The sequence below is a fragment of the Stratiformator vulcanicus genome (assembly GCF_007744515.1).
GTDB classification, from domain to species: domain Bacteria; phylum Planctomycetota; class Planctomycetia; order Planctomycetales; family Planctomycetaceae; genus Stratiformator; species Stratiformator vulcanicus.
Genome location: NZ_CP036268.1, coordinates 29,730 through 47,398 on the forward strand (window position 1 = coordinate 29,730; position 17,669 = coordinate 47,398).

14 protein-coding genes are annotated in these 17,669 nt (G+C 59.3%); 4 read left to right on the forward strand and 10 right to left on the reverse strand.

The window, feature by feature from the left end; all coding sequences use genetic code 11:
• Positions 1 to 669 precede the first annotated feature (669 nt).
• Complete coding sequence (locus Pan189_RS00145) at positions 670 to 2,190, forward strand: protein kinase domain-containing protein (protein ID WP_310820877.1); 1,521 nt, start codon at positions 670 to 672, stop codon at positions 2,188 to 2,190.
• A 421-nt stretch (positions 2,191 to 2,611) separates the two neighbouring features.
• Here the strand turns inward: Pan189_RS00145 and Pan189_RS00150 are convergent, their stop codons facing one another.
• The 8 genes from Pan189_RS00150 to Pan189_RS00185 all read right to left on the reverse strand — a co-directional run bounded on the left by Pan189_RS00150 (position 2,612) and on the right by Pan189_RS00185 (position 11,174).
• Positions 2,612 to 3,490, reverse strand: a complete 879-nt coding sequence (locus tag Pan189_RS00150; protein WP_145361950.1) for a thioredoxin family protein — start codon at positions 3,488 to 3,490, stop codon at positions 2,612 to 2,614.
• Positions 3,491 to 3,743: 253 nt separating this feature from the next.
• Positions 3,744 to 4,880 carry a VWA domain-containing protein gene (locus Pan189_RS00155; RefSeq protein ID WP_145361951.1) on the reverse strand — a complete coding sequence of 379 codons (1,137 nt, stop codon included), beginning with the start codon at positions 4,878 to 4,880 and terminating at the stop codon, positions 3,744 to 3,746.
• Positions 4,881 to 5,050: 170 nt separating this feature from the next.
• Complete coding sequence (gene obgE / locus Pan189_RS00160; RefSeq protein ID WP_145361952.1) at positions 5,051 to 6,058, reverse strand: GTPase ObgE; 1,008 nt, start codon at positions 6,056 to 6,058, stop codon at positions 5,051 to 5,053.
• A 128-nt stretch (positions 6,059 to 6,186) separates the two neighbouring features.
• Positions 6,187 to 7,524, reverse strand: coding sequence for a TAXI family TRAP transporter solute-binding subunit (locus tag Pan189_RS00165; protein ID WP_145361953.1), 1,338 nt, complete (start codon positions 7,522 to 7,524; stop codon positions 6,187 to 6,189).
• An 84-nt stretch (positions 7,525 to 7,608) separates the two neighbouring features.
• Positions 7,609 to 7,785, reverse strand: coding sequence for a type II toxin-antitoxin system HicA family toxin (locus Pan189_RS21570; RefSeq protein WP_145361954.1), 177 nt, complete (start codon positions 7,783 to 7,785; stop codon positions 7,609 to 7,611).
• Entirely contained in the window at positions 7,782 to 7,976 is a 195-nt protein-coding gene (locus Pan189_RS00175; RefSeq protein WP_145361955.1) for a type II toxin-antitoxin system HicB family antitoxin, read from the reverse strand. Before Pan189_RS00175 ends, Pan189_RS21570 begins: the two co-directional genes overlap by 4 nt.
• 104 nt (positions 7,977 to 8,080) lie before the next feature.
• The gene (locus tag Pan189_RS00180) at positions 8,081 to 9,478 is read right to left on the reverse strand and encodes a phosphoglucose isomerase-related protein (RefSeq protein WP_145361956.1); all 1,398 of its coding nucleotides are present in this window, start codon (positions 9,476 to 9,478) and stop codon (positions 8,081 to 8,083) included.
• Between the two features lie 109 nt (positions 9,479 to 9,587).
• On the reverse strand, positions 9,588 to 11,174 hold the full coding sequence (locus Pan189_RS00185; RefSeq protein ID WP_145361957.1) for a transglutaminase-like domain-containing protein: 1,587 nt from the start codon (positions 11,172 to 11,174) through the stop codon (positions 9,588 to 9,590).
• A 377-nt stretch (positions 11,175 to 11,551) separates the two neighbouring features.
• On the opposite strand from Pan189_RS00185, the gene Pan189_RS00190 reads away from it, so the two are divergent.
• The 3 genes from Pan189_RS00190 to Pan189_RS00200 all read left to right on the forward strand — a co-directional run bounded on the left by Pan189_RS00190 (position 11,552) and on the right by Pan189_RS00200 (position 15,131).
• Positions 11,552 to 12,235: a hypothetical protein gene (locus Pan189_RS00190; protein ID WP_145361958.1), complete on the forward strand. Its 684-nt coding sequence runs from the start codon at positions 11,552 to 11,554 to the stop codon at positions 12,233 to 12,235.
• 576 nt (positions 12,236 to 12,811) lie between these two features.
• On the forward strand, positions 12,812 to 14,284 hold the full coding sequence (locus Pan189_RS00195; protein WP_310821348.1) for an N-6 DNA methylase: 1,473 nt from the start codon (positions 12,812 to 12,814) through the stop codon (positions 14,282 to 14,284).
• Positions 14,277 to 15,131, forward strand: coding sequence for a hypothetical protein (locus Pan189_RS00200; RefSeq protein ID WP_145361960.1), 855 nt, complete (start codon positions 14,277 to 14,279; stop codon positions 15,129 to 15,131). The genes Pan189_RS00195 and Pan189_RS00200 overlap by 8 nt, the downstream gene beginning before the upstream one ends.
• Positions 15,132 to 15,757: 626 nt before the next feature.
• Here the strand turns inward: Pan189_RS00200 and Pan189_RS00205 are convergent.
• Together Pan189_RS00205 and Pan189_RS00210 are read right to left on the reverse strand one after the other, a co-directional pair.
• Positions 15,758 to 16,264 carry a PH domain-containing protein gene (locus Pan189_RS00205; RefSeq protein WP_310820878.1) on the reverse strand — a complete coding sequence of 169 codons (507 nt, stop codon included), beginning with the start codon at positions 16,262 to 16,264 and terminating at the stop codon, positions 15,758 to 15,760.
• A gap of 120 nt (positions 16,265 to 16,384) precedes the next feature.
• Entirely contained in the window at positions 16,385 to 17,557 is a 1,173-nt protein-coding gene (locus Pan189_RS00210; RefSeq protein ID WP_145361962.1) for a succinylglutamate desuccinylase/aspartoacylase family protein, read from the reverse strand.
• Between the last annotated feature and the right edge of the window lie 112 nt (positions 17,558 to 17,669).

Consider the following 17,669-nt stretch of genomic DNA (forward strand, 5'->3'; position numbering starts at 1 on the left):
CTTTCGCGGGATGACAGTCCCGGTCCAAGCAGAGTTTGCGAAATAGGCGACCATTCGTCGACTCAACCCGTAGCCCGCAAAAATCTTGAAGACGCGTCGCTCATGTAATGGTTACCAATTATTGGCGATTCTGGGGCGGCGAAAGCGCCGTCCCCGGCCACCAAACGATAGCCCGACGCGCCAGCGAGGCCGTGAAAATACTCTTCAACGGCGACACCGTCGTCGAGCAATTGCGAGTTAGAGAATTCACGTTACTGGGTCGGCAAGAGCGCCGTCCCCCGAACGATAGCCCGACGCGCGAGCGAGGCCGTCAGAATACTCTCCTTCGTTGACACCGTCGTCGAGCAATTTCTCGTTAGAGAGTTCACCTTCCGGAGGTGGCGAAAGCGTCGTCCCCGCCTCCCGAGAGACATCGCAATTCGATTATCGAACAGACCCACTTTCGGCGATTCCCAGTCCGTGTCGTTGTGCGGTAAGGTTCAGGTGATGCAAACTGTGATGTTATTTCATTTGAAACGTCGACTCATCTGGTGACTCGCCGTTCGATCCGAACGACATTCGACCTTCTCAAAATTTCAATCGACCATGAGCGACCCATCGCCTTCGCCTTCATCTGACTCTACACCAACGACAGGATCCCTCAGTGGACCGGCGGACCGAGCGTCTGACTTGATCGGCAAAGAGTTGGGAGACTTCCGTCTGCTGCGTCGGCTCGGCTCGGGTGGAATGGCTGAGGTCTATCTGGCAGAACAGCTCTCGCTGAAACGAAAAGTCGCGGTGAAGATTCTACGGGCCGAAACGGTCGACGAATCGGAAACGACGATGCGGCGGCGATTCGAGCAGGAAGCGACCGCGGCGGCAAACCTCAATCACGCCAACATCGTGCAGATCTACGCGATCGGCGAGCATGAAGGCCTGCACTTTATCGCGCAGGAGTACGTGCCGGGGACGACACTGCGAGACTACGTCTCGAAGAAAGGCCCGCTCGACGTGCTGACCGCCTTGCGAATCATGCGGCAGGTCGCACTGGCGCTGGACGCGGCTGCATCGAGCGGAATCGTGCATCGCGACATCAAGCCGGAAAACATTCTGCTGACGCGCAAAGGAGAGGCGAAGGTGGCCGACTTCGGCCTGGCCCTGCTGACTTCCGGCGAAGAGCGAATGGCACTGACGCAGGCCGGCGTGACAATGGGTACGCCACTGTATATGAGCCCCGAACAGGTCAACGGCGGAACGCTCGACAATCGTAGCGACATCTATTCGCTCGGGGTCACCGGCTACCACATGCTTTCCGGGTCGCCGCCGTTTCGCGGAGAAACCGCGCTGGCGGTGGCCGTCAAACATCTGAATGAAACGCCGCCTCCCCTTGCGGAGCGACGGCCCGACCTGCCGACGGCTGTCGTGCAAATCGTCGATCGGACGATGCAGAAGCGTCCCGATCGACGCTACCAGTCCTCGAAAGAACTGGCGGCCGACCTGAGAAAAGTGGCGATCCAACTCAAATCGGATCCCGAAGCGGCAGACAAGATTCGGCTTTCGAAAATCCAACCGGCGCCGCGGAGTCAAAGCGAGTCGAACGGCCTGCTCGGTCTTGATCAATTTTATCATTGGAGTCTCGGTCGACACGCCGCCATGCTCGCCCTGGCCGTTCTGATCGTCGGCGGACTCGGTGCCGGTCTCGGATTCGCGATGCGTCAGCCCGATCCGTTCCGGTCGCCGCCTCCGCAGGCGAGGTACGAGAAGATGCCCGACGCGAAACTGCAGTTCTTTGCTGCGGCGATGGACGCGAGAAACCCGGCTGCGTGGCAGGCCGTCATCGAGTACTTCCCGCGTGACGAATTTTACGGTCGACAGGCGAAATACCGGCTGGCCTTGCTCAGTCTGGCCAGCAACGACCTGAGTACGGCCGAGTCGATGTTTGACGACTTAAAAACTCAAAACGATGACAAAGGGCTCAAAGCCACCGGGCTCGCGGGACAGGCGGTCGTCGCTGCGAGACGGGACGACTGGTCGACCTTCTCGACCCTAGCGACGCTCGCGTTCAACATCCAATCGGAAAGCACGCCGATCCGAGACGAACTCGTCCCTTACTTGACGGCAGCGGCGCAGCGGAACCGGCAGCAGATCGAAAGCAGCACGCTGGAAAGCCTCCGGCGGCTCGAACAACAAGTCGCCGAACCGCCGGAGTAACTGACGGACAATGGATCAGTTTGAACAAGTCAAACACTTAAGCCGGTGGCTGTGGACGGCGCCACCCATCGATAGCCCGAAGCGCCAGCGAGGCAGAAAAAATACCGTCCGAAAACGATCGTAAGCCAGTTCGAACGATTCGGATGCCCAAGCGGGCGGAAGTACAAGGCGTCTTTACGCCGTCCACAGCGATCTCGTCCTCGGCAATACCGTCGTCGAGCATTCGCGAGTTTAAGAGTTCGCGTTCCGTGGGCTGCGAAAGCGCCCTCCCCGGCCACCCGCCGATAGCCCGACGCGCCAGCGAGGCAGTGAGACTACTCTTTTCTTCTTCGGCAATACCGTCGTCGAGCATTCGCGAGTCAAAAGAGTTCGCATTCCGGGGGCGGCGAAAGTGCCCTCCCCGGCCACCCGACGCAGGGCTTCAAATCCCGTTCATCCGTTCGCCGCGACCGTTATCAGCGAATTGCGGATCCTTCAGTTCGCGCGGTAGTGGGAACCGGCGGGGGTTGTCGATGAACCGCCTACGCGAATCTTCGGTCGCGTGCAGGTAGAGCCGGTCTTTATAGAACGAACCGTACTCAATCCGGCCGGGGATCGGCTGACGCTTTGTGGCGAGAATCGTGGGATCGAACCCGCTGTAGCGTGGGGCGAACTTCTCCGGTTGATCGCGGAACTGAGCCAGTTCCTCGGCGTCGGCCAGATAGTACACGACGCCTTGGTGCCGCCAGGCAAATTTCGGGTCGCCCTGTGACCAAACCTTTTCCTGGACGAGAGCCACCGGGCTGTAGCCGTCCAGTCCGAGTCCCTGCTCTTCGGCGAGGTCGCTTAACACCTCGGTCGCATCCCGCTTCACAATTTCGACGCGGCGGTCGCTGCGCTTTTCGATGCGGGCTGCCCCTGAGTCGAGCCGGGCGAGGTAGCCGTTCGTACTCGTTCCTCCGACGTAGCGGGAAACGACATCGCCGCTCGGGCTCAATATGACGTCGGTTGGCAGGGCGGCGACACCGAAGCGGCGTTTCAGATCGCCGTGATGATCGACATTGACCTTCACACCAACCGCTGATGTCCCCAGTTCCGAAGTAATCGTGGACGAATTGAGCACGCTCTCCATCGCTCGGCAGGGGCCGCACCAGTCGGCGTAAAAATGGACGACGAGCGGCACTCCCAACTTCCGTGCTTCCGATTGGGCGGCGTCGAAATCTCGATGCCACGACCCGGCTGATGCCGATGAGATCGTCAGTGATGCAACCAGTACCATCACCGTCAGTGCGCAGAACGAGAGTGACTTTTGCAGCAGCATAGGGAAACTCCGTTTGTGGGCAGTCGACCAGGCAGGTCGCCCGACGGGGCGAAGAGTCGACGGTCGGGTAGGTCTTGCGTGTTCGTCACGCAGGAGTCGTCGGCCATTCCTTCCAGCCGGACGACAGGGCGATTCCGATCGCGTCCTTACGATCCCATTCCTTGTTGGGGCGAGAGAATGCCGTAGGTAAAGTCCCCTGTCAAACCCCCGGTCGTCCCTGATTACCGATTTTCACGGAATCGACCCGACGGCATCACATCGCCCGGCGAGTTTTTCGGCCGTTTTTGAAGCTCTCGATCACCATGTTTCCGAGGTCAGACGCATTGCAGTAAGCAGAAACCCCGCCAGAGACTTGCGCCATCTTCTCCACAAAATTCACAAGGCCGAGATAGAAGTAATCTTCGACCAGCGCGAAGCTCGAAAGGTGAATTCCGTCGGTCGCACATTTCTTGACTTCCTGGAGCGTCATCCCGGCCGTCTTTTCGTCCGGCGGGTAGATCAGCACGACGTCTCGCCCCTCAATGTGAGCGGTCGGTTCGCCATCGGTGATCGTGATGATTTGCTTATTCGGCGCCGCCTGCCGCGAGAGAATCCGCCGCGCGAACTGCAGGCCGGCCTGAATATTGGTGAAATGCTGCGGGACGAAGGCGGGCGGGTTGTCGAGGCTGATCCGCAGCCGAACCCGCGGGTCATAAATACTGACGGGTTTGGGGGCCGAGTTCATCAGCTCCCGTTCGGTCATCGGTGAGGCGTACGTGTAGAAGCCGACAAACTGCAGGAAGTCCCCCTGATATTTGCCCCGCACGAGCGACTGCATCGCCAGCGCGACCTTTTTCGCCGCTCCGTATTTGCCGTACCGCATCATGCTGCCCGACATATCGACGAGCACCACCGTTGCGCAGCTCGTCTGATATTCGGTGTCATGGACGACGAAGTCGTCCTCGGCGATCCCGATCGGGCTGCCGCCCCCTTGCCGATACAGTGCGTTCTTCAGCGTTTCGTGCATGTCGAGGTTCGAAACCGGATCGCCGAACTCGTACGGCTTCGACTCCTCGTGAATCGTCTCCCCTGCCCCGCGGAACTCGGTCTCGTGCTTACCGAGTTTGTCCTTGCGGGTGACGTCGAACAGCTCTTCCAGTGCTTTGTTCTCGACGCGCCGCAGCCCCTTCGGAGTGATGACGAACTGCCCGTTCTCGTCCTGCTCGATATTCCCCTGCTTGAGCAACGCCTCGATTAATTCGGGATGCTCTTCGGCGAGATCCTCAAGCTGGTCGAGGACCGACTCGCCGTAATCGAGCATGTACTCGCTGATCTGGTCGAAGACCTGATCGGCACTCTGCGGCTGGAATTCCTCGGAGCCGTCGAAGCGGGAGTATTCAAAGTCGGGCATAAGCTAGTCGAGGGTCGAGAGTTCAGAGTCGAGGGCAAAACAAACAAGCCCGACGCGCGAGCGAGGGATATTCTTACTACGGCACCCGTAGGAGCGAATCCCTTGCTTGCGCTGCGGGCTTGTGTCGGCGCGCCCTTTTTCAATAACGCGACGCGTTCGATTGTAGGCGCCTAACCTTCTTCGTTCTCCCCCAGCACTGCCAACTCCTCGAAGATTCGCTTCTGAAGTCCTTCCAATCCCCAGCCGGTCGCAGCGGAGATCTGCAGCACCGGTTTGCCGAGTTCTTCAGAAAGCATTTCCGCGATCGGGGCGGCGTCAGGCAATTCGCATTTGCTGACGCAGATGATCTCGGGACGCTCGGCGAGCGACGCCTCGTACAGCCGGAGTTCCTCGCGAATTTGCTTGTAGTTGTCGATCGGATCGGTCTGATCGGTCGGCATCGGTTCGACCAGATGCACGAGCAGCCGCGTCCGTTCGACATGCCGGAGAAATTCGTGGCCGAGGCCGACGCCCTGCGAGGCTCCTTCGATCAGCCCCGGTATATCGGCGAGCACAAACTCCCGGTCCCAGCCCTCGCGGACCATGCCGAGGTTGGGGTATTTCGTGGTGAAGGGATAGTCGGCGATCTCCGGCGTCGCCGCCGACATGCGGGAGAGCAACGTCGATTTGCCCGCGTTCGGTTTGCCGATCAGCCCGACATCGGCGATCAACTTCAACTCGAGCATGACCTCACGATATTCCCCTTCGCCGCCCGGCTCGTATTCTCTGGGCGTCTGATGAGTCGCGGTGGCAAAGTGTCGGTTGCCGCGTCCCCCGCGTCCCCCGTGACACAGGACGATCTCCATCCCGTCGGCGTTGAGATCTTTGAGCACATGGCCTCGTTTGAGGTCGCGAACGATCGTGCCCGGCGGAACGACGATCAGAACGTCCTCGCCGTTCTTGCCGTGCATCAGGCTACCCATGCCGTGCTGTCCACGACCGGCGTTCCAATGCTTGTGTCCCACGATGTTCGACAGGCTTGATACGTTGACGTCGGCCCGAATGATCACATCGCCGCCGTCGCCGCCGTCCCCCCCGTTGGGTCCACCCCGTGGCACATGCGACTCTCGGCGGAAGCTCATGCAGCCATCGCCGCCGTCACCGGCCCGGCAGTAAATAGATGTGCGATCAACGAACATGGCGAAGGAGCAGTCAGAAGACAGGAGTTAGTAGTCAGAAGCACGAGCGATCCGGTCATTAGACCGTCCGAGCGCCCCCGGCGATACACTAACACTGGCCCGGTCGAAACGCAGAAAACTCTAGTCTTCTAACTTCCGACTTCTGACTCCTGTCTTCTCAATTCCGCCTCCTCGACTCGCAATGTCCGCACCGTCTGACGGGCATCGGCGACGTGGCTGATGAAGCCGGTCAGATGTTCTTGGCCATGCACCCGGCCGGAGGAGTAGGACTCAATCGCTCGCTCCTTCAGCCGGGTTAATTCGTCGAGCAGGTCATTCCGCATTCGCTCGGTAAATGTTCCGCCTCGAAGCGCGGCAAAGGCCCGAGCCTCCAGCGCGGAGACTTCATCAAAGTACTCTTCGAAACGGACTGCCTGTTTGCGGCGATACCATTGCCACAGCAGAAACGCGGCGACGAGTGCCGAAAAAACGAAGCTGCGGGCGCTCTCGGCGTTGTCGATGAATTCATTCGTGACGATCGGTTCGTGCCGGCGAAGAAACGCGATCGTCCCTTCGTGCAGCGGCAGTTCGCGAAACGGCTCGATCTCGGCGGACGACAATTCCCCGATTTCAGCCCGGCGACGAAAGTCCCCGTCGTACATCGCAGTCAACAGCCGTTCGACGGCCTCGGCGGGAACGTCCGCCCGGGCGACCAAATTCAGGCGTGGCGCGATGGTCGCGATCGGTTCGCGCGGCTCGGCGGGATAGGCCCGATAGGCCGCGTACGGAATTTCGACCGGTGTCAGCGACGTATCGCGCATTGACAATGCTCGGCCGAACGGGATCGCGATCAGCCGGTAATTTCGCTTACGGACAAAAAATTCCGCAATGTCCGAGGGCATCGACGAAACGAAGAACATGGCGTCGGGCAACTGCTCGGCGGGCATCTGCTGCAGTTCGCGGTAGCTGTGGCTTTCGTCGATATAGTCCCCCGGGCCGACTCCATAGAACTGAAGGACCTGCTCGCTGAGCTGCCGCGACCCACTCCCCTTCGTACTCAGATTGATCCGCTTTCCGAGGAGCGAGGCCAGCCCGGCCTCCGCTAATTTTGGGCGGGCAACGAGGTGTAATGGCTCCGGATGCAAAATTGTGAGCTGACGGAGATCGGCGGGCGGGGGGCGAAGCCCGCCCTGCACGAAGGCGACGTCGAGCTCCCCCTCGGCGAGTAGCCTGAGCGATTCGACCGAGCCGGCCGTCGGCACGATTTCGACTGTGATCTTGTGGTGACCGACTTCTTCGGCAAGTGCGACGGCCAGATCGTGCCGGTGGCCGCGCTCACTGCCGGCACTGACACGCAGACGATAATGCCGCTCGCGCGTGATGAGCGGCATCACGAAGAGCGTCACGAACACCATCGCGACGGCGCCGGCGGCGAGATACTTCACGTGCCGCAAACGCTTACCGAGGCCGTCCTGTGGTGCGCTCATGAGGCAAGCTGCGCTTGCGGTTTAGGGTTTAAAGGTGAGGGTTGAGGGATGCACGATTACGCGTAGCTCCCCGACTCATTGAATTTAATCAGCGAGCCTACGAATAATGCTTCGCGCAAGGTGCTCTTTAATTTCACGATGACGAGGCACTGGCTGGGCAACACCTGAGTTTGGATTCCGATACCAATCGTGCTTGGCACCGTTCCGAATCAGCACCGCACCGCCTTTCTCAATCACGCGAATCAGGTCGACACGCTTCACGATAAGTTCAACTCTTCAATCCGGCGAACGTTCGGAATTTTCCCGCCTGTCAAGTCGGCGTATAAGTCCCGGAGATGCTCCTTCAGATCATCAAGGGTGTCGCCCTGTGTCCAATAGTCAGGATACTGCTGCAGGTATCCGATCCACCCGCCGTCTTCTTCCCAAATCACGATTTTGACAGAACTGGTCATGTTAGAGCTCTCACCTTTCGCCCGGCACCACTCGCCTGCATAAAAATCATAACACGCCAACGCGAGCCGCTCACCCCTCACCTCTCAACCGTAAACCAAAAGCGTTAGCTCTGCCCACTGAGAATCGCGTTCATATTCTGCTTGTATGCTTCGACGCCAGGCTGGCCGTACGGGTTAATGCCAATTAAGCGTCCTTCCACGACGGTCGCGATCATCAACATCTGCAGCAGCTCGCCGATGTGATACGCGTCAAGCTGAGGCAGTTTAATATCGGCAGTCGGTCGCTTGTCGTCGGCATAGGCTTTATTCGTTCCGGCGATCGCCGCGTCGAGGACTTCCGGAATCGTTTTACCGGCGTATTTATTAAGCTGGTCGGCATCGTCTTCCACTTCGGGGATCACGACCGGTTCGTTGTTCGCTGACCCGACGATGACGTTCGTGATTAATTTATCGCGACGGCCTTCCTGATGCTGTTGGCCCCGGCTGTGCAAGTCGCGAGTATTGACGATCGTCAGGGGCAACGCCCCCCGCTCTTCCTTACCGAGGCTCTCTGCGAGAAGTTGATCGTACCACAGGCCCACGGCTTCGAGCTTCTTGCCCCAGGTCGAAAGGATGCGGGTCGTCATCCCGTGATCGCGCTCGCACAGGTGACAGATCGCGGTGTAATCAAGAGCCGGGCTTGACCCGACATCTGCGGTCTTAAATTTTTCCGTGAAGTCGGCGGCGCCCTGTAATAAATCTTTAATGTTAATGCCTAGCACGGCTGCCGGGACGAGTCCGACCGCGGTCAGTACACTGAACCGCCCGCCGATGCCGTCGGGCACGGGGAACATCTCCGGGTAGCCCTTCGCTTCCGAAAGTGCTCGGAGCTTACTGCCTTCGCCGCCGGTGACGGGAATGACGAAGTTCTTCGCCTCTTCGGAATCGGGGCCGTAATACTTTTCGAGGGCTTCGCGGAAGATTCGGAATGCCGCCGCCGTTTCGAGCGTACCGCCCGATTTGCTGATCACGACGATGCCCCAGCGATCTTCCAATTCGGCCGCATTGCCGGTCATCAGGTAGTCGCGGATCGCCCCCATCACGTCGCTGTCGACGTTGTTGCCCTCGTAATAGAGACGAGGCACGCCTCGCGCGGATCGCGGCAGTTCGTTATGAATCGGAGAGCACAACGCCTCCTGCAGCGCCCGCATGCCCATGTACGACCCGCCGATGCCGAGCAGCACGCAGGCGTCGACCGATTCCCGAAACGACTTCGCCGTCGCTTCGATCCGGCCCAGCAGGCTGCCGGTCGGGTCGATGCTCGCTTCTTGCAGCACATTGGCGGGAAAGTTCAGGAACCCCGCATCGAGCGGCTGTTTGTCCTCGGGGATCGATCCGGACGACATCAGCTCGACGTCTGCCACCACTTCATCGCGTGCGGCGATCAGCTTGGGCGCCAGATCGTCCAGCTTCGAGGTATCGATCAGTTTTTTGGTTGCAGAGGCGTCGTATGACAGAGCCATGGGATCGGTCCAAAGGAGGATACGGTCAACACCCCGCCCATGATGCCGACTTTGGCGAAGGATTGAAGGAGCTTCGGATCAGGAATTCCGGAATTTGCCGCATCGGGCGTCACTTTACTTCCACGATCTCAACACTCGCCTCACCGATGAAGTCCATCACGGGGAGCATTGCCGATAGCGGGGCGGGGCCGTCGTCGGCGAAGCTGGCGTCGGCGAGCTTGAGATGAGCCGGGCCGATGCCGCCGGACCCGAGCGTTGCGTCGAGCGGCACCCATTTCCCGCCGAGGTACGCTTCGGTCCACATGTGCCAACCCATCTGGCTGCGGCGTTGGATGTAGACCAGTCCGATCGCCACGCGGGACGGAATTTTGCGAGCGCGGAGCATCGCTGCCAGCAGCACGGCGTGCTCGGTGCAATCACCCTTCATCGAGCGAGCGATCTCGGACGCACTGGCCATGCCCGTTGAAAGATCAGTCGAGTCCATCTTGCGAGCCACGTATTTCTCCATCGCGACCGCCACGCGTCCCGGGTCGGTCTCTGAGCCGACCGCCTGGCGAACCAATTGGCCCACATACGGATCTCTCGACTGAATCATCGCGCTCGGTTTGATGTATTCCTCGCCCGGCGACCCCCGAACGGGGCGACGCGTGTCGGGAATCTCGACAGCCGTGACGGTCACAAGAGCCGACCCGGCTTCTTCATCCGGCTCGACCTGTTGAAAGTCAGTAATCGGCAATAGCTCCGTGGGATCACGATCTGCGATCGTCACCCGATAGACAATCTCCTCCCGACGATGCGCCCGGACGAGCGGCGTCACGTCGATCAGCGTCTTCAGGGCGAAGTCGAGTTCCTTGCCCGAAATCTCTTCCAAGGCGACACCGGCGGTCACGCGATCGGTTCGAATCGTCTGCCCGGCGGCCCGCTGCTCGGTCGCGCGGATCACGCCACGGTCATCGACGTAAGCCGTCATTGGACTTTGAGGCATCAAACTGCTGCTGATCGTCACCGGGGTCAGTTCGATGAGCGAACCGTCGAACATTTTCACACGCTTCGGCTCCATCGCCCGCATCGTGTAGTCGGCGGACTCCTCCATTTCCGGAAGATAAGCCCGGAACTTCATCGTCTCACCGGCAATGGGCTTGTCCCGCAAAAACAGTCGTTCGGGCCAATCGATCGACTTCAGGCCGTACTCCCATCCGAGCACCTTTTCTTTCGTCTTGCCGTCGATCGTCACTTCCAGTTCGACGTTGTCACCAACAATGCGTCCGGCACGGCGGACCGGCGCGGCCGGGGGATTTTCCAAGACGTGAGAGAAGGCCAGCAACCGCCCGGACTTTTCTTCCTCCTCGGTCTTCAATCGCGTGATGATCTGCAAGTCTTTGCCGAACCGCCGGATCGTCATCCGCGTTTCCTGATCGATAGACACGCGGCCTTCTTGCACACGCCGCTGCGTCCGCGCGTACCCGACACGCGCGTCTCCGATCCGAATGAGGTCCCACTTCTCCGCGAACGGGTCGCCGAAGACCGTATCGCCGGCTTCGGTCAGTCGACCGCCCGGATTCGTCGGCGGCTGAGAAGACGGCTCGGTCTTGCGATTAGGAACGATAACGATCTGTTCGGCGGGGCTGTCGGAGCACCCGATTGCGACGATCAGCGGCAGAATTGCCACCCGCCAGTTGGTCTTGAAGTAGGACAAGATCGGGCCTCCCTGTAATGACGACCGGTCGTGCGGATCGCATCGATTCCGGCGGATAGATCAATTAATGCCGGCGTCCGAGCCGACCGCGGCGATTGTAGACGCTCGCGCAGCCCGCCGAAACCGGCCTCGCAGGCCTTCCGTCCGTCACGACTCGCACAATCGTGCGCCTCGGCCATCCCTCGCTTAGTCGCCGCGGCTTCCCCGACATCCGCCGACCTAGATATTTCGCGCGCCACGCTCTTTGTTCCGGCGAGACGGGGCCGAATTGCGTGCTAGGTTTGGGTGAGCCGTCGCAAGACCTCCGGCGGCGGTACAGAACGCCGATCTCGCTGCCGGACGTAGCGACGGACGCATTCGGATTTAAAGGTCCTTCGATGAGCTTCTTGCAGCGCTTTCTAAAAACCAATCCGCGGGACGGACGCAGCGCGTCACGGCCGAGCAGCTTTCGTGATCTCACCGAAGATCAAATCGAAGCGCACCTCGCCGTCAGTCGCTACGGCCGGTTCACGCTGACGGACGCCGTGCGCCCTTCGTACGACCTCCAGGTCGTCCCGCGAGCCGGCTATCGTCACGACACCTTCACCGACCGTGAAAACGGCGTGAACATCCCCGTATTAATGGCGGCCGCCTCGCGAGAAGTGGTATTCGATCTATTCATGGACCTGCTCGGCCCACTTGGTGAAGAGGTCGACGTCGTGCTTGAAACGAGTCACGACAAATCGAACAACAGCCATCACGACCTATACCGCGACCATATCGATCTCCCCGTGCTGCGCAGCACGATGTACGACTTCGAAGAGTCGATCCTCGACGACGGCTGCCTCGGCATCGCCGCGCTGAATCCGCGCATCCCGCTCGAAGTCCAGCTCGACGAACACAAGCTGCTGATCGTCTACGGTCAGGACCTTGAAGAGTTCGAGGAGACTTTCCGTGAGTATGGTTTGAAGCGTGATGACGAGCTGAAATTCATCACCGAAGCCGAACACGTCCACTCGTCAACCGACGACCTGCAGGACGAGTTCACCCAGCTCAAATACCGCTTAGGCGTCGAAGACTAAGCGCGCTCTCAACAAGCCCGCAGCGCCAGCAAGGGACTAAGTTCTCAAAGTCCCCGCCCGTCCTCAAACCCGGCTGCGCCGGGGGTTGAGAGTTTAGGGGAAAGCCTCGATGCGGGACTCTCACCGCTTGCCTCTCAACTCTAGACTGCGAGCGCAGCGAGCCTTCGCATCGTGCTCTCCGGCGAAGGCGAATCTCCTCTTCCGACTCGGGACAACCGCCTCCGCAATCGCGGTTGCGCTGCTGCCTCCTCGGTGACTTTCTGCTGAAAGTGCTCTTAGCGGTGTATCTCTTGTAGCAAGCGCACAAAGCCCAGTCACCCAACTCCAAGCCTCGGTTTCGCACCACTCCGAATTTGCTTGACGCTTCCGCAGGATCGTGCTTAGGGCATTTCTGGACGGGAACGAATGCACGGCCACGTGCCCAAATCGATCTGTCAAGACCGAAGCAGGCGACCGACACAAATAACCCAGAGCTGATGTTATTCCGCCGCCTCGTTCAAAGTCGCTCGTCGCGCCGTAGACGGTCAGGCAACCATCCTATAGGTTACTGCTTTGGATGAAGGAGTGCCCCAAGCGATGCCACCGTGCGCCAATGATACCGCTGCGCAAAAGTTGAGGGGAGCCTTCTACACACCTGATGATGTCGCTGCCGCGCTAGTGCGATGGGTCGTTCGACGAAACTCAGATCGGCTCCTCGATCCGTCCTGCGGTAACGGGCAGTTTTTGCAATTTCATAGCAATGCGTTTGGTGTCGAGTGCGACTCTGAGGCTCTGACAGAGACAGCAATTCGGCTGCCTCATGTGCGAGTGCAGTCCGGCGACTTCTTTGAATGGGCTGGCAAGACGAACGCAAGATTCGAATGTGCTGCCGGCAATCCACCGTTTATTCGATACCAGCACTTTAAGGGCGAGCAGAGGAAACGGGCGCTGAGGCTATGTCGCCAGTGGGGCGCTGAGTTCACAGCGCTTTCGTCGTGCTGGCCGTTGTTTCTGGTTGGCGCCGCCAGGCTCCTGCGACCTGGCGGACGAATGGCTTTCGTTGTGCCAGCGGAAATCGGACACGCTCCATATACGCTTCCACTCTTAGACTATCTCCGGTTTCGCTTCAGCACGGTTTCTGTCATCGCCGTGAAGAAAAAGATTTTTCCTACTCTCTCTCAAGACGTATGGCTTCTTTATGCTTCGGGAGCCGGTGGCACAACCCGTTTTATCGATTTCCATGCGTGGGATGAATTTGCTTATCGCTCCACTCCGCCTACCAGTGGTACGCGATTGTCGCTGGATGAACTTCAAAAGTTTGGCGGAAGGCTGCGACCTTTTCTTCTACCAGAAGAGATGAGAGAGCTTTATTTGCAGCTAAAGTCTTCGGCAGATGTCAGGCGTCTTGGTGACTTCGCCAAAGTCGGTATCGGATACGTCACCGGCGATAACGACTTCTTCCATTTGAGCCGTAAGAAGGCCGAATCGTGGGGGATCGAAGACCGTTACCTGATGCCTACTGTTCGCAATGGCCGCATGTTACCGAATAACCGTCTTACGCGCAGACAGGTTAGCAGTTGGATTGAGGACGATATTGAATGTTTTCTGCTGCGAATCCGGCCTGAAGAGTCGCTTTCAAAGGCAGTCCGGTCCTATCTTGGCAGCGAACAGGGGCAGAAAGCGCAAGGCACGTATAAGTGCCGCAATCGAACGCCTTGGTATTCCGTGCCTGACGTAAAAGTGCCCCACGCCTTCCTCAGTTATATGAGTACGGACTGTCCAAAGTTCACGGCCAACGCCGCCGCTTGTGCATGCACCAATTCAATTCATTCGGTTCGATTTGCGGGTGGTCGTCCTCCCATCAATCTTTCGACTGTCGCGGACAATATCGTGATGGCTTTCAGTGCTGAAGTGGAAGGCCACAGCTTGGGTGGCGGAATGTTGAAACTCGAGCCGAGGGAAGCAGGCAACTTGTTATTCCCGAGTAAAAAATTGCGAGTCACTCCGTCGGAAAGCGCGTTAGTGCGGGAAGGCATCTTACGTCTGAGAAGGTGGCGGCATCGTGGCTGACACGCTCATCGGGCTCAGGGAAGCTTTGCAAGCATTTGTTGAAGCCGAACAGGTACAAAGCCAGCGGCATATTAAGCCGCTGCATCGTCACCTCGTTCAACGGCTTGTTATTGAAGGCGGATTTCATCCGCAACATATTACACCACGTCCGCCACTTCGAATTGAGGTTACCGGATCGGGTAGACACCGAAAAAAGATTCTGCATTTCGATGCTGACCAAGCGCGCGACGGAGAGCAAACGGTACTCGGCGGTCTTAAGACGAAAGACGTCGATGTTGTCGTCTCGCTTCCCGAAATTGGGCCGGTGCTCGCGATCTCAGTAAAGGGAACGTTTAACGCGTTTCGAAATTTAACGAATAGGATGGAAGAGGCGGCGGGCGACTGCACCAACTTGCATATTGCTTACCCCGCTCTTGTTTACGGCTTCCTGCACGTCATGCGCGCAAATCGTGTAGGCGATGTTTCGAAGCCAAACGACGTTGCGATTAATGCGGATGGCACAATCGTAGATTCCATCCAGCGTTATCACGATGCAATGGCGCGAATCACCAATCGCCGTGATTTGCGAAATGATGTCAGCCGCTACGAGGCAGTCGCTCTTGCTCTTGTGAATACATCTGGCGCACAAGTCGCCGAGGTTGTGGATATTTACCCACTTGCCGCGAGTCCATTAGGTTTCGATCGATTCTTTGAAGCGCTTTATTCGATGTACGACCTACGGTTTGTCTATTCCGCGCCAGCTCTTGCGCGGAAAACAAGGCGTCAAATTTGGGACAACGATTCTCCGGTCCGTGAGATTGCCGACGGAGTAGATCTCATTTTGCGAACCGGTGACGACGAAAGCTGACAGCTTGGGCAAAATCAGTCCCAAACTCAACCCTTTCGCGGGTGGCCCGGAGGTCACACCCTTACCCACAATTTTTCAACGAACGTGTGTTCCTTGGCGATCGAAGGATTGGCGGAGGTCGTGGAGTGTGAGGGAAATGGGGTTTCGGGGGCGGTGTGGTGCGCCGGTTGCAGGTTTCCGCAAGGGTCTGCGGCGGGTGGCACTGGCTCTGCCAGTGATTGTGGGTGGTTCATGAGTGGAGGCTCGAGAGTCCCGCGATGGTTGGCAGCCCTTCGTGCTGCTGTCTCGGAGATCCGTTCAAATAATATCGCGCAGACGATCATCTGAAGTCGACCGCCCGCAGGCATAGTCCTCGACGAACGGGATTATTGTTAATGTCGTCGATTGCCGACGGAATGGCCTTGTCGCCGAAGATGCTTCGGTCATAGCCGGGACCTTCCTGCCAGAAACCAAGGGTGGCTGGGGACGACCTTTTAGTCGCCCCCAGCGAGCGCGGGTCAACGGTGATATAGAGGGCGTACCTCTTCAACGACTGGGGGCGGGCGACTTAACGCAAGGCAATGTTTAACGACAAGCGAGGACTGGCTACAAAACCCCGTCCGTCCCCAGCCACCCAGCGATTCAACTCACCCTTTCCGCCGCTCGATCTGCTTAATCGCGGCGTCAGTTTGTTTCCGCGCTTCACACGCTTCCAAGATCGTCTGGCGGACGGCTTCGGCGTAGGGGACGGCGATAAGTTTTAAGGTCGCTCGGTCGTCGTTGGAGCGGAGGATGAGGTCGCCGGCGCGGAAGAAGCGGTAGCAGTGCCGAAGCCGCAGGTCGATTTGATCGACGCTTTCGAGCGGCATGGCTCCGTTCGGTGAGCCGGTCAGGGCCGACTCGCGGCGGACGGCTCGATCGGTCACGGCGTAGCGTTCACCGAAGGCCTTGAGCAGCACGTAGAGCAGCGCCCCAATCGGGGCCAGCGGCAGCCCGAAGATCAGGTTCGACACGCGGGCCGAGCCGATCGGAATCGGGATGCATTCCATCAGCGTCCCGATCAGGCGACCCACGGGATTGCTGGCGATCGACGGGTAATAGATGCGAATGACCCGTTCGGCAGCCGCGTCGGGATCAAGTGTTGCCGATTTCATATCCAATCCGGCCGAAACCATTGTTCGTCCTATCGCAGCACAGCCAAGACGGGTTGGCGGGCTGAAAGGTTCGTGTCGTGGCGAGTTAAGGTCGTCATTGGGAGTTCGCCCGCGGTGAGATTAACCGGTTCGGCTGTCGTTGTCTTCGGAAAGGGCCTCTTGGGTGGCGGCTCCGTCGATGGGCTGGTCTGTGGATGCCGACTCGCCGTCCTGCTCGGCTTCTTCGACGCTCGGCTCGGTGACCATAACGCTGGATGCCAGGTCGGCGGTCACGCGTTCGTGGGGGTGTGACTCGGGCAGTTTGTTACGGATACGTTCGATCCGTTTCATTTTTTCGATCTCGCCCAAATGCACGACCGGTTCTCCCGGGCTGGTCGCCGGCAGCGTCGTCATGCCGATGACCACGCCGTCGAACGGCGCGACGAGGCTGTGACTGTCTTCGCCGAGCAGGTCGCTGATGGTCGCGATCGGCTTGCCGCGGAGGACGATGTCACCCGGCCCGACGTGAAATTCGAGGAACCCGCCCCGCTCCGCCCGAATCCATTTCGTCCGTTCAATCAGCAGTTGATACGGCGGTTCGACGGGCGGCTCGTCGATCATTTTCAACTCGAACAGGACGTTCTTCACGCCGCGCACGGCGGCGGCCACGATCGAGGGTTCGACCTTCCATATTTCGCCGGCTTCGAATAGCAGCACCGGACACCCCGCCCCGGTCGCCTCGCGGCGGAGGGATCGATCGGGGCCGCGACCGACCATCATCAGCTCGCAGCCGAAGCTCTCGGCGAGACGCTTGGCCCCGGCGTTTCGGAAATCGGCCCGCACGTTCGGGAAGTTCGTCCGCCGCGCCGCCGCGGTGTGCAGATCGATTCCGAAGTCAGACCGGCCGATGATTTCCTCGAAAATGACCCGCGCGGTTCGCGATGCGAGGCTGCCCCGCTCGGAGCCGGGGAAGCAGCGGTTTAAATCGCGGCGATCGGGCAGATACCGCATGTGTCGATCGAAGCCGAAGACATTGACGACCGGCACGAGAATCAACACGCCGGCCGTCAGATTCAGCGTTCCGTCGCGGATCAGTTCGCGGACGACCCCGGTGCCGTTGATTTCGTCGCCGTGCAGCGCGGCGGTGACGAAGATGGTCGGCCCATCCCTCAGTCCGCGGCGTACGTAGACCGGAATCGGAATATTGACGCCGCTGTAGCTTTCCGACACGTTCAATTGAACGCGTCGAGACTCACCGGGCAGAACCTCTTCGCCGTCCCAGATTGACGAAGGTTTTCGCTTCCTTTTTTTCATCGTGGTGCCGTCCCGGTTCGGTCGCCGCAGACTTGAAGCTGCGATCATCGAGACAGCATACCCGATCGGACGGCCCTTCGAACGCCTGCGGCAGTCGCGATGCCGACCCGGG